Annotated in this window: 11 protein-coding genes; 5 read left to right on the top strand and 6 right to left on the bottom strand. The window is 59.8% G+C overall.

Annotated features, from left to right (window positions below):
• The first annotated feature begins 93 nt into the window (after positions 1-93).
• The gene (locus FHX09_RS06460) at positions 94-426 is read left to right on the top strand and encodes a HipA domain-containing protein (RefSeq protein WP_348649158.1); all 333 of its coding nucleotides are present in this window, start codon (positions 94-96) and stop codon (positions 424-426) included.
• A gap of 299 nt (positions 427-725) precedes the next feature.
• On the opposite strand, the gene kduD is transcribed toward FHX09_RS06460, so the two are convergent.
• Genes kduD through kduI form a run of 3 tightly spaced genes read right to left on the bottom strand, consistent with a single transcriptional unit; the run spans position 726 to position 2,676 of the window.
• A complete protein-coding gene (gene kduD / locus FHX09_RS06465; protein WP_184449537.1) occupies positions 726-1,478 on the bottom strand; it encodes a 2-dehydro-3-deoxy-D-gluconate 5-dehydrogenase KduD in 753 nt (250 codons plus the stop codon).
• A gap of 7 nt (positions 1,479-1,485) precedes the next feature.
• Positions 1,486-1,824 carry a cupin domain-containing protein gene (locus FHX09_RS06470; RefSeq protein ID WP_184449539.1) on the bottom strand — a complete coding sequence of 113 codons (339 nt, stop codon included), beginning with the start codon at positions 1,822-1,824 and terminating at the stop codon, positions 1,486-1,488.
• Positions 1,825-1,833: 9 nt separating this feature from the next.
• The gene (kduI, locus tag FHX09_RS06475; protein WP_184449540.1) at positions 1,834-2,676 is read right to left on the bottom strand and encodes a 5-dehydro-4-deoxy-D-glucuronate isomerase; all 843 of its coding nucleotides are present in this window, start codon (positions 2,674-2,676) and stop codon (positions 1,834-1,836) included.
• Between the two features lie 244 nt (positions 2,677-2,920).
• Here kduI and FHX09_RS06480 point away from each other — a divergent pair, with 244 nt between their 5' ends.
• Positions 2,921-3,697: a FadR/GntR family transcriptional regulator gene (locus tag FHX09_RS06480; protein ID WP_246699395.1), complete on the top strand. Its 777-nt coding sequence runs from the start codon at positions 2,921-2,923 to the stop codon at positions 3,695-3,697.
• Between the two features lie 69 nt (positions 3,698-3,766).
• Here FHX09_RS06480 and FHX09_RS06485 read toward each other — a convergent pair whose 3' ends face one another.
• From FHX09_RS06485 to FHX09_RS06495, 3 genes are read right to left on the bottom strand one after another with little or no spacing between them, the layout of a single operon-like run.
• Positions 3,767-5,203, bottom strand: coding sequence for a family 16 glycosylhydrolase (locus tag FHX09_RS06485; RefSeq protein ID WP_184449544.1), 1,437 nt, complete (start codon positions 5,201-5,203; stop codon positions 3,767-3,769).
• 58 nt (positions 5,204-5,261) lie between these two features.
• A complete protein-coding gene (locus FHX09_RS06490) occupies positions 5,262-6,569 on the bottom strand; it encodes an HlyD family type I secretion periplasmic adaptor subunit (protein WP_132588948.1) in 1,308 nt (435 codons plus the stop codon).
• Positions 6,566-8,317, bottom strand: a complete 1,752-nt coding sequence (locus FHX09_RS06495) for a type I secretion system permease/ATPase (protein ID WP_184449546.1) — start codon at positions 8,315-8,317, stop codon at positions 6,566-6,568. Before FHX09_RS06495 ends, FHX09_RS06490 begins: the two co-directional genes overlap by 4 nt.
• A 767-nt stretch (positions 8,318-9,084) precedes the next feature.
• Here FHX09_RS06495 and FHX09_RS06500 point away from each other — a divergent pair.
• The 3 genes from FHX09_RS06500 to FHX09_RS06510 are packed head-to-tail and all read left to right on the top strand — an operon-like array spanning position 9,085 to position 12,169.
• Entirely contained in the window at positions 9,085-10,395 is a 1,311-nt protein-coding gene (locus FHX09_RS06500) for an extracellular solute-binding protein (protein ID WP_132588946.1), read from the top strand.
• Positions 10,395-11,351, top strand: coding sequence for a sugar ABC transporter permease (locus tag FHX09_RS06505; RefSeq protein WP_132588945.1), 957 nt, complete (start codon positions 10,395-10,397; stop codon positions 11,349-11,351). The genes FHX09_RS06500 and FHX09_RS06505 overlap by 1 nt, the downstream gene beginning before the upstream one ends.
• Complete coding sequence (locus FHX09_RS06510; protein WP_132588944.1) at positions 11,348-12,169, top strand: carbohydrate ABC transporter permease; 822 nt, start codon at positions 11,348-11,350, stop codon at positions 12,167-12,169. The genes FHX09_RS06505 and FHX09_RS06510 overlap by 4 nt, the downstream gene beginning before the upstream one ends.
• Positions 12,170-12,173: the final 4 nt, after the last annotated feature.

Below are 12,173 nucleotides of genomic sequence, written 5' to 3' on the forward strand. Positions count from 1 at the left end.
TTTCTGCGCCTGAGAGAGCCTGCGCGAGCTTCGCGTGCGGTGTCACCGTTCGTCCCGAACCATCGTACTTTCTGGGGGAACGCATGCGCGTACTTGATGCACGCCAGCCATCGGGAAGCGTCGCTGAACTACGAACAACTCCACAAGCTGACGCTCATGATGACCCGCGACAGTTCCGAAGTCCTTCAAATATTTCAGCGCATGGTCTTCGACGTGTATGCTCGAAACCAAGACGACCACGCAAAGAACCACCCTTTCTGGACACTCTCTCCTACTTACGATCTCACCTTCTCCTCAGGGCCAGGAGGAGAACACAGCGCTGATGTCGCGGGCGAAGGAAGAAGTGCAGGTATGCAGCACCTGCTGACCGTCTCCAGGGAAGCGTCTCTGGCTTACGTCTTCGGAACCGGGGGCGCCAGCTATTGAAGGGGGTGGACGCCCCTTCAATGCGCGCAGGTGACAGCGGCCAACAGACCCTGCTCGACGGTCTTGAGCAATTGCAATCGATCCTTTGTGGGCAACGACTACGAAACGTCCCCGGCCGTTGCTGGCAGTGTGGGCGCCGGGACCCGTCGGCAATACACCGCCATCGGCGACACGGGTAAACATCGGCTCGCGGCTGGAGGGCCCGAACCCGTGACTAGAAAACCTCGATCCTCGTCAGCAGGGCGGTTCGTGACGCGGTTGAAGAGAGCTGCCTCGTTGGTGGAGCGGACACTGAACCGTTACCGCGCCAGCCATCCGCCATCGACTGGCAGGACGATGCCGTGGATATAATCGGATGCCTGTGATGCCAGGAAGACCGCTGCGCCGCCGAGTTGTGCGGGGTCGCCCCAGTGGCCAGCCGGGATGCGGGCAAGGATGGCGGCGCTGCGGTCCGCATCCTCGCGCAGGGCAGTGGTGTTGTTGGTCACGAAATAGCCCGGCGCAATGGCATTGACGTTGATGCCCTTGCCGGCCCATTCGCAGGCCAGCAATCTCGTCAATCCGGCAAGTCCGCTCTTTGAGGCCGTGTAGGAGGGAATGCGGATGCCGCCCTGGAAGGACAACAGCGAGGCGATGTTGATGATCTTGCCGCTGCCTCTTTCCAGCATATGCCGGGCAGCAGCCTGCGACAGGAAGAAGACGCTCTTCAGGTTGATGTCCATGACCGCATCCCAATCGGCTTCCGTGAAGTCGATGGCATCGGCCCGACGGATGATGCCGGCATTGTTGACCAGGATGTCGAGCTTGCCGAAGGTCGCAACCGTTTCGTCGACGATTGCCTTGACGGGCTCGATAAAACCGAGATCGGCCTTGATGGCGTGAAAGCCTGCGCCGGTCTTGCGAACCGCGGCTTCGGTTTCGTCCATCGCCGAGCGGCCGACGGCAACGATTGAAGCGCCGGCGGTGGCCAGCGCGACCGCGATCGCCTGGCCAAGGCCGGTATTGGCACCGGTGACCACCGCCACCTGGCCGGAAAGGTCGAACATGGTCATGACAGCCTCACGTCAGAAATTCGGCGCGATGCGGCGTGAAGGTATCGATCAGCCGACCCTCTTCCAGCGCCTTGACCCCATGCACCAGGTTGGGAGGCACGATGAAGCTTCCACCCTGATAGAGGGTTTCGGTGCGGCCATCGATCGTCACCTCGAAACTGCCTTGCGCCACGTAGCTTGCCTGGATATGCGGATGCGAGTGCTGCGCGCCGATGGCATCCTTCTCGAAGGCAACCTCCACCATCATCATCTCCGGCAGATAGGCCATGATACGGCGGCTTACGCCCGGCTCCGGGCTGATCCACTCGGTACCCTCGGCCGATACGAAAAGATCACTCGCTGTCATCGTCCGTCCTCACTTCAGATCTTCGATGGCGATGAGATCGACATCGGTGTAGTCGACATTGTCGCCGGCCATTGCCCAGATGAACGCATAGCTCGATGTGCCGGCCCCGGAATGGATCGACCAGCCGGGCGCCAGAATGGCCTCCTCGTTCTTGACGATGAGATGGCGTGTCTCCTCAGGCTCGCCCATCAGATGCAGGACGCGGGCCTTTTCCGGCAGATCGAAGTAGAGATAGGCCTCCATGCGCCGGTCATGCACGTGGCAGGGCATGGTGTTCCACACCGAGCCCGCCGCAAGCGTCGTCATGCCGACGACGAGCTGGCAGGTCCTGGCGCCCTGCGGATGGATGAACTGGAAGATCGAGCGCTCATTGCTGGTCGCCTGAGAGCCAAGGTCGATACGCTTGGCATCGGATATACCGATGCGTTTCGAGGCGTGACGGACATGCGCCGGCGCACTCAGAAGGTAGAACTTCGCCGGCTGTTCGGCCGAAACGGAACGGAACGTTACCAAACTCCCCATCCCGGCATAGACCATGTCGCGGGCGCCGGCCTGAAACTCCTCGCCGTCGACGACAACGATACCCGCACCACCAATGTTGACCGCGATCAGCTCACGCCGGGCAAGTAGCGCGTCGGTTCCGGTAGGCTTGATCGTTTCCAGTGCCAGCGGGGCAGACGTCGGCATCGCGCCGCCGACGATCATGCGGTCGTAGTTGGTGTAGTGCAGCTGAATGCGCCCGGGCGCAAACAGCGGCGGCAAGAGGAAATTCTCGCGCAGCTCGGCCGTGTTGAACCTTGCCGCCGTCTTCGGGTCGATCGCGAAGCGGTTGGTAAAATCGGTGTGGCCCATCATGCCCTCCCAGAACCTCTTATTTCAAGTCATCATACATATTGATCACAGTGTGGCAACACACACCCTTCAATTGCATCAGCAACAGACGCGGGAAATACCGCACTGAATTATTGCTTTTCCTTATTAAATTTGATTATTAGCCGGACAAAATCCTTGTTGCTGCAATTTTTGTATGATGACTTCTGGCATAGTTGTCTCAACGAGCCGCTCGCGATATGCTCAAGCATCTTTCACGGACATGATGACGCCCTTGAACACCGCGCCCCCTCCGGTCGATCTCAATTCATCCCGACGGCAGAAGCTCTCCGAACGGATTGCCGGTTCTCTTCGCCAGGATTTCCTTTCGGGCCAGGTCTCCCTTGGCCAGAAGTTGCCGACAGAGACCCAGCTCGCCGGAACCTTCGATGTCAGCAGAACCGTCATTCGCGAAGCAATCGCCGCCCTCGTCGCCGATGGATTGCTGGAAACGAGGCAGGGCGCCGGCACCTTCGTGATCGGCCATCAGTCGTCCAGTCCGATCTTGAGGCAGGATAGATCAAGCAATATATCGCACGCGCTGAACGTGCTTGAAGTTCGCATCGCGCTCGAGGCCGAAAGTGCGGCGCTGGCCGCAACCCGCAGAAATGCGTCGCAGGAAGCGCAGATCCAGGAGAGTTTTTTCGAATTCGATCGCCTCCTGCAACTTGGCAAACCGACGGGCCAGGCTGACTTCGCCTTCCACCGTTCCATTGCAGAGGCAACCAACAATCCTTTCTATGTCGAAGTTCTCGACGCGCTCGGCGAGCGTACCATCCCGTGCGACGTCAATTCGCCCTATGCCACCGAAGATGTGCTCTCGTATAACTATCAGGCCGGATTGCAGAGAGAGCATCTCGCAATACTGAACGCAATTTCTGCAGGCGATGCTGCTGGTGCGCGCGATGCCATGCGCGCTCATCTCTCGGCAAGCCAGGAACGATATCGCGAACGCCTGCGGGATCGGCGAACGCGATATCAAGGCGTTGTCGAGGCGACCTAACGGATAACGGCGTTCAATCGGTCCGGGTCGACTGGCCTCATCATGACCCTACGATACGGTCTGCATCCATCAAATGTGCCAATCGTTGCCCGCACTGGCTTCCGTGGCTGCGTGCACTGAACTATCCGCAAGAGCATACGCCCTGATATAGTCGATGTGCATTTCCGATCCATTTGCCAGACCGTTCGATGGCGTTCCAGCGGGGCCGCCGACAGCAAGATTGACCAGCATGTACATGGGATCGTGCATGTCCTCGGGTGTGTCCGTCTGCGCAACGGCGACATCGTCGAAGTACCAGGTGATGTGATCCTCGTCCCAGAGGACGCCATAGTTGTGGAAGCCTTGAGTGCTCGCCACTTTGACAGGAAAGGACGTCATCGTATGCGCACCGCTGTGGTCGCTGTGTACCGTGACATTGACAGTGTTCGGGTCCTGCCCGCGCATCTCGACGACATCGAGTTCTGGCGGCCAGGATCCGTCCTCCGGAAGCAGCCAGAAGGCAGGCCAAACGCCCTGCTCTGTCGGCATATCGGCACGGATTTCGAAGTAGCCATAGGTCTGGGCGAAGGATGAATGCGTGTTCAGCAGACCGGATGTGTAGTCGTAGCCGTTGATCTGCGACTGGATCGCCTGCGAGGCTGGTTCCGCTGAAATCGTCAATACGCCGTTACTCACTGAGAACGGATTTGCCGCTGCGGTCGGCGCGTAGGACGGGTTGATGTACCATTGAAGCTCACCATTGCCCGTCAGCGGACTGCCGCGTTCTGGCGCCCACCAGAATTTCGCATCCCATGTCCCTTGATCTCCGCTGCGTAAAGACAGGCTGTTGAACTCGTCGTCGAAGGTCAGCGCCAGGTGAGAACGGTCGAGCGTCAATTGGAATTGGCTCGCCTGCAGATCCGACGCCACGGTATTGGCGATGACGAGGCTCTCGCCGCCGCCGAGATCGAGCCGCAGATTGGCGCCCTCCTGAACGGTATGAGCCAGGACCTGCTGGAACGACGAAAGCCCATAGCTGTTCAGCCGCACGGTATCGTCGCTGCTGAAATCGACGATCAGGTCGCTTCCGTTGCCCCGAGTGAAGAGGAATGTATCGGCCCCGCCTCCCCCGATCAGCACGTCATTGCCGGCGCCGCCGTCGATCGTTTGGCTTCCCGAGGCTCCGGAGATGATATTGTCCTGCGCGTTGCCGAAAGCATAGCGCCCGTTGCCGGTCACAGTCAGGTTCTCGAAATTCTCAGGCAGCGTGTAGCTCATCCAGGTGTTGATCGTGTCGATCCCTGCTCCAGGCGCCTCCACCGCGCGATTTATGCTGGAATAGAGATAGTAGATGTCATCGCCGGTTCCGCCGTGCATGGTCACGTTGACGGAGCTGTCACCCCATATTGAATCGTTACCGGACGTTCCGTTCAGCACGGGGCCGGAGCCGGTCGCGGAAAACCATGCGGTCGAGGCGCCACTGTAAAACAGCGGTAGGCCGACGGCGTTTTGTATCGACTTTGCCATTATCAACTCCTTCGGGTTTTGATAGGTCTCAAGGGTCTTGCTTCTCCCATGGCTGCAACTATTCCTCCCGAAATGCACGGGCCAGCTGGTCCGTGAACGGCTTTGCAAGATAGCCGAGTGCTGTGCGCTCGCCCGTCTCGATGAAGGCTTCGACGGGCATTCCGGCAACCGGTGCCAGCGCGCCAAGCCTTTGCCATTCGCTCTCGGGCACCGCGACCCGAAGCGTGTAGTAGGATTGACCAGAATGTGTGTCCGTCGTCAGGTCAGCGGATATCGACGCAACGCGTCCCCTCAGTTCCGGCGTGGTGCTGTAGCTGAACGCAGAGAACCGCAGGCCGACTTCCTTGCCAACAGCAACCTGGTCGACATCCTGTGGCGACAGCTTCAGTTCGGGCGTGAGCACATCATGATCGGGCACGATCTGCATGATGGCCTCGCCGGGCGAAATCACGGCCCCCGGCGCATGGACGGCGAGCTGGTGGACGATGCCGTCTTGCGGCGCCCTGAGGTCGACGTGTCGCAGCTCATCCTCTATCGCAATGCGGCGCTCGGCATATTCACCACTGTCGCCCTCGGCCTGCCTGAGCTGCTCGGACACTTCGCTTCGATGGTCGTCGCCCACCTGGATAATCTGCAGCTCTGTTTCGGCGATCTTGCCGTTGATTTCGGCTGTCGAGGCAACGAGGCTCCCGGCCTCTCCTGTCAAATCGGCCGCATCACGTTGCAAGGCATAGACCCGTGTTGCCGGAATGGCTCCCTGTCGAAGCAGCGGCTCAAGGCTTGCGAGTTCCTTGTCGATGATGCCGATCGCACGGCGCTTGCCGTCCTGCTGCGCTGTCAGACCTTCGGCCTGTTGCTCAAGCTGGCGCACGCGCTCGCGCAGTTGCGCCGTGCGTCCGCGAAGCGATGCGCGGCGGTCATCGAACAATCGCTGCTCGGCGCTCGTAAGGGCGGCAGCCTGAGCAGCATCTGTGCCGCTGACGACTGCCGGAAATGCGATGGCATCATGGCCGTCGCGCTCTGCTGCAAGCCTGGCGGATCGCGCCGCAAGCTCTCTCAGCCGTCGCGATATGATCGCAAGGTTCGCCTTCGTCTGCGTGTCGTCGAGATGAACGAGGATCTGGCCAGCCGTGACGCGATCACCGTTGCGGACGAAGACCTTCCCCACGGTGCCGCCTTTCTGGTGCTGCACCGGCTTGACGTAGCTGTCGACGACAAGTGCTCCCTGAGCGATCACTGCGCCGTTTATGCGGATCGCCGAGGCAAGCCCCCCAAGCACGCCGACAAGAAGGATGCCAGTTGCCAGAGCGAGAAAAGTGAGGCGGCGGATCGCCCCTTCTGTCGATGTAACGGCTGCTCTGATCATGACGAAAGCCCCTCGCCAGCGCGCAACAGTCTGACAAAGGAACCGGTAGCGGAGACGGGCTTTGGTCCCGTCTTGAGAACATCGCTCTTTTGACCGAACGCTTTGGCACGACCGCCGTCGAGAACCAGCACCTTGTCGACGACAGAAAGCGCGCTCGATCGGTGGGCGATGATCAACACCACCCCTTGCCGCGAGCGGATACCCTCGATCGCCTGCGCGAGTGCCAGCTCACCCTGAATGTCGAGATTGGAATTCGGTTCATCGAGCACAACGAGGAATGGATCGTCGTAGAGTGCCCTCGCCAACCCGATGCGCTGTCGCTGGCCCGCAGATAGCGCCGTTCCCTGCGCACCGATCCGTGTGTCGAAGCCATCAGAAAAACCCACAATCATATCGTAGACGCCCGCGGCCCGGGCGGCAGCGATGATCAACTCCGAAGAGGCTTCCGGGTCAAACCGGGCGATGTTGTCGGCAATAGTCCCCTCGAACAAGGACACGTCTTGCGGCAGATAGCCGATGTGGTGGCCGAGCGCTTCGGGCGCCCATTGTGAAAGCGACGCTCCGTCCAGCCTGATATCTCCGGCAAAGGCCGGCCACAGCCCGACGACACCGCGCGCCAGCGAAGACTTGCCCGAAGCGCTCGGGCCGATAATGCCAACTGCCTCACCCGCTTTGACCTCGAAAGACACGCCGCGAATGATTGGCACTTTCGAGCCCGGAGCTGCGAGGTGAAGGTTGTCCACCATTAACGATTGCCGCGGCGCCGGCAGCGCGACGTCGTGCAGCGTCTCCTCCGTGAGCCGGACCTCCCGGTCGAGCCGAGACCATGCTTGGCGCGCAGTTGCAAATCCTCTCCAATGTGCGATGGCAAGCTCGATCGGGGCGAGCGCACGGCTGACGAGAATCGAGCTTGCAATCATGATGCCGCCGGTTGCTTCCTGGCGAATGACCAGTATGGCGCCCACCGCCAGCACGGCAGACTGCAGCAACATGCGCGCCGACCGCGACAGCGTCGAAAGCGAGTTGACGAAAGTGGCGGTGCGCAAGTGACTGTCGAGGTGGCGCCGGTTGACCTCAGCCCAGCGCGCCGAAAGCGCAGCTGCAAAACCCATTCCAACGACCGCTTCGGAGTTGCGCCTCGCGGTTTCAGCAAATTCCATTCGCTCAGCCAGGATCTTGGCCGTCGCCCTTACAGGTTCGCGCGACTTGAGCTCGGCCAGCAGCGCCAGACCCGTCAAGATCACGGCGCCTGCCGCGGCTGTGACGCCAATCCAGTGGTGAAACAGGAAGCAGAGCGCGAGATAGAATGGCATCCAGGGCAGATCGAACAACGATCCCGGACCCGGGCCGGACAGGAATCCACGAACTGTATCGATATCGCGGATCGTCTGCAGACCATCTCCCGGCGACGGTTTGCGCGATGCTGACAGGGCGACTGAGAGAAAGGCACGCCCTGAGAAGTGCTCGTCCACCGCCCGTCCGATCTGCCCTAAAAGCAGGGATCGCGTGAGATCAAGCAGCCACTGGAAGGTGAAGAGGGCCACAACGATGACCACCAAACCGACGAGGGTCGGCAGGCTGCGGCTGGGAATGACGCGATCATAGACCTGCAGCATGAAGAACGAACCAGTGAGCGCCAGGACGTTGACAAGGCAACTGCTGACACCAAGTCCGACAGCACCTAAGCGCAACGACGAGAAGAGGCCAAAGAGAGATCGAGGCTGAGAAAGGGATCCGGCTTCAGACAAATGGGCTCCTTGGGGTCATAGCGCAGACGCACCGTGGCCGAAGCGTCGGCGACACGCGAAATCGAGATCGTTTGCCTAGACTGAGCCAAAAGGGACCGGATGACGACCGCAAACGGCGGTTTCTGTTCCACTGAGCGCTAAGTCACCAAACGAGGTGTTAAGCGCTAAGTCGTATCCCAGTCACGTCGTTAAACGACTGTCTTCTTCCAAGCGCAATCGCGTGATTGCTGCCCAATCGACCAGTACTTGTAAGCGAACCTCAGGAATTGAATAAAATTTCGGTTGCATTTGCGCTTGGATTTGCGTTTCGAGCCGCGGGTTCGAGGGCTCTGCAAGTCTCGCCGAGCGCGATCCCGTTCAAATGATCTGCGTTATGCAGCTGATTGGCGAGCAACAAACGCCTGCACCAAGCGATCGGACGAGTTTGACCAGCATGGGACTAAGTATCGCGCTCCATCCCGAAGCCCTCGACTGTCAAATTGCTGACCGCGGCTCGGACAGATGGCTGAGAACTCTGCTTAGGGTATGAATCCGCCAACCAACATTGATTTATGCCCCAGCGTCAGAATAACAGTCGCCACAATGCCCCGGCGGCCTCCAAAGTGGCGGTGACTGAACCACGGTCGCCAATTGCACGCGACAAACGCACTCATCGGTAAATTCGTATGTTTATCGACAAAAAACACTTGTCAACGCCAAGATAGATGATAACGTTTCAAGTAATTTGAGAGCCGACAGGCATTAGTCAACGTTTGGGAGGACGTGACATGACCAGCAGCATCGAATTTATGCCAGAAATCCGTCGCCGCACCCTGCTTGCGGGGGTTGGTGGCGCCGCTCTGCTCGCCATGACCGGCGGATTGGCTCGCGCGCAGGAGACCGTTAGCGGCGAACTCGTGGTTCTCAACTGGATCGGCGGTTCCGAACTTGAAATGATGCGCGAGATCCAGAAGGCGTTTCTCGCGAAATATCCCAATGTGACGATCCGCGAGGTCGCGATCACCGGCCAGGGCGATATGCGCGGCGGTATCCGCACCGCATTAATGGGCGGAGAAGTGGTGGACGTCCTTTTCAACACCTGGCCGGCCTTCCGCAAGGAACTCGCGGACGCAGGAATGCTCCGCCCTATCGACGATCAGTGGAAGTCCTACGGCTGGGACAAGGTCATCAGCCCCGCCTGGAAGGAACTTGGTTCGATTGGCGGCGCCCCTTATGGCCTCACCTACACTTTCGGTGACCGCTCCGGTATCTGGTACATGAAAGAACATCTCGCCAAGGCTGGCATCGCTGCGCCACCGAAGACTTGGGACGAGTTTATTGCGAGCTTCGACAAGCTGACAAAGGCCGGCTACACCGCGCCAGTCGCCATTCCTGGAAAATATTGGGCACATGCAGAGTGGTTCGAGACCCTGCTGCTCAGGACGGCGGGAGTGGAGACGGCGACTAAGCTTGCGGCGCATGAGATTCCCTGGACCGATCCGGCCGTGAAGACGGCTCTTTCAAAATACGGACAGATGCTCCAAGCGCATTGCTGTGGTGCGACCAATTCGATGCTGGCCAACGACTGGGACGGCGAAGCGGATCAGATCTTCCAGGCGAATGCAAAGAATTATCTGCTGATCGGCATGTGGATGAACAACCGCGCCAAGAACGATTACAAGCTCGCCGAGGGCAAGGACTACGGTTTCTTCCAATTTCCCACCCTTGGTATGGGGCATGACGACACCTCGAGCATCGACGCCAAGGAGCTTCTCGTCACCGCGAATGGTCCCAACCCCAAGGCGGCCGATGCCTTCCTCGACTTCTGGACCAGCGCGCAGGCCGCCAACATCCTGGCCAAGGCGGGCTACGCCTCTCCCAGCAGCAACATTGACGCGTCGCTTTATGGCGAGGCCCAGAAGACGGCGACGCAGGCCGTCGCAAGTTCGAAGCTGCAGTTCGTCCTCGGCGACTTGCTGCCTGGTGATCTCGTCGACGAGTACCGTGTACAGCTCCAGAAGTTCTTGCAGGATCCGTCCGACACCAATGCCGACACGGTTCTCGCCGCCATCGAAGCGAAGGCGAAGGAATCCTACTGATGGCCGGCACCTCTGTTTCCCACCTGCGGGAAGCGGCGGGCCTGTTTCACGGTTCTTCGCCGGCGACCGCTGTCAAAAGCCGCCGTCGGCTCAGGGAAACGCCCGCCGCACTGATCCTCATCGCACCGGTAATCGTGCTATTTGCGATCTCCGTGGTCTATCCGCTCGCGGAGACAATCCGGCTGAGCTTCTGGGATATCCAAGGGCTGAGGAAGCCGGCATACGTGGGTCTCGGGAACTACGCGAAGCTCTTTGCCGATCCAGCGTTCCGAAACACCCTTCTGACGACCCTGATATTCACGATTGGTACGACGGTGATCTCGGTCGCGATCGGTTGGGTGCTCGCCATGATGTGCGCCTTTGCACCGCGTCAGACGTTGCCATTCCGCGTCATGATTTTCGCGGCCTTCGGAATCTCCGAGGCGGTCTCCGGCTATATGTGGATCGGAATTTACCGAGCGGATGCCGGCGGCCTCCTGAATTCGCTCATACAGCTCTTTGGATTTCCGGGATTTGCGCACGCGTGGCTCGGCGACGCCAACACGGCCCTATGGGCATTGATCATTGCGGCGTCGTGGAGTGGCGTCGGGCTGCCGTTAATGCTGATCTTTGCCGCTATCCAGGCGATCCCCAAGTCAGTCCTCGAGGCCGCCTACATGGACGGTGCCAGGCCAGTCTCGACGATGCGCCACATCATGATGCCGCTGTCGATGCCAGGCGTGCGCGTCGCCGTCTTTATAAACTTGCTCGGCGCGCTACGCGCCTTCGACATCATCTACATCCTAACCGGCGGCGGGCCTGTCCGCTCGACCGAGACGGTCGGTTACTTCATGTACCGTGAGTCCATGACGCAATTCAAACTCGGCTATGGGGCGGCGGCGACGGTTATTCTCCTCCTCGCCGTCCTTATCATTTCCACTCCCGCAATCCTTCAGCGAACGGCAGGTGCGAGATGATCGGTAAGGCTCCGCGCTGGATCATCGTCGTGGTGGGGATCGTCGCCTTCATCTGGGTCATTCCGATCGTCGGCATCGTCGTCACCTCGCTGCGGCCGCCGCAGGGCGTGTCGCTTGGCTGGTGGCGCTTCGAACACTTCGACTTCACGCTGAACGCGTGGCGGCAGGTTTGGGTTAAGTATCCGCTCGCGCAGTCCATGTGGACCACCGTGAAGCTTGCGGGAATCTCCACGGTGCTGACGATGTTACTCACGCCGGCTGCGGCCTATGCCTTCCACTTCCTGAAATTTCCGTCGCGGCGCCTGCTGCTGATCATCATCATCAATGCGTTTGTGCTACCCCAGCAGGTGGTGATCATTCCGCTCTTCACGCTCTGGCGCGACCTCGGCCTGATCGACAACATCTTCTCGATCCTCATCCCCTATGTCGGGTTGTCCTTCGCGTGGTCGATATTCCTCGTGAAGAACTTCTTCGAAGACTTCCCGCACGAGTTGGTGGAGGCCGCAAAAATCGACGGGTGCGGCCCGCTGGCAACGTTCTGGTACGTCGTGCTGCCCAACAGTCTGTCGCCGATCTTCGCCGTCGGAATTCTGCAGTTTCTCTGGACCTGGAACTCCTTGCTGCTGCCGATGCTTTTCCTTCGCAACAACGTCCCCCTTCCCGTTCTGCTCGCACGCATCTCGGGAAGCTACGAAATCAACTGGGACCAGCGATCGGTGGCCGCCATCGTCACCACCATCGTTCCCCTCCTCGTCTTCCTCGTCTTCCAACGTCAGTTCGCCGCCGGATCGCAGACGCGCACCGGAGCAAAGGAATAGGATC

Source organism: Rhizobium sp. BK538, from assembly GCF_014197575.1.
Taxonomy (GTDB): domain Bacteria; phylum Pseudomonadota; class Alphaproteobacteria; order Rhizobiales; family Rhizobiaceae; genus Rhizobium.

Coding starts and splice junctions, on each gene's coding strand:
- kduD (WP_184449537.1), bottom strand. CDS start 1,478: ATGACCATGTTCGACCTTTCCGGCCAGGTGGCGGTGGTCACCGGTGCC.
- FHX09_RS06485 (WP_184449544.1), bottom strand. CDS start 5,203: ATGGCAAAGTCGATACAAAACGCCGTCGGCCTACCGCTGTTTTACAGT.
- FHX09_RS06500 (WP_132588946.1), top strand. CDS start 9,085: ATGACCAGCAGCATCGAATTTATGCCAGAAATCCGTCGCCGCACCCTG.
- FHX09_RS06490 (WP_132588948.1), bottom strand. CDS start 6,569: ATGATCAGAGCAGCCGTTACATCGACAGAAGGGGCGATCCGCCGCCTC.
- FHX09_RS06505 (WP_132588945.1), top strand. CDS start 10,395: ATGGCCGGCACCTCTGTTTCCCACCTGCGGGAAGCGGCGGGCCTGTTT.
- FHX09_RS06470 (WP_184449539.1), bottom strand. CDS start 1,824: ATGACAGCGAGTGATCTTTTCGTATCGGCCGAGGGTACCGAGTGGATC.
- FHX09_RS06480 (WP_246699395.1), top strand. CDS start 2,921: ATGACGCCCTTGAACACCGCGCCCCCTCCGGTCGATCTCAATTCATCC.
- kduI (WP_184449540.1), bottom strand. CDS start 2,676: ATGGGCCACACCGATTTTACCAACCGCTTCGCGATCGACCCGAAGACG.
- FHX09_RS06510 (WP_132588944.1), top strand. CDS start 11,348: ATGATCGGTAAGGCTCCGCGCTGGATCATCGTCGTGGTGGGGATCGTC.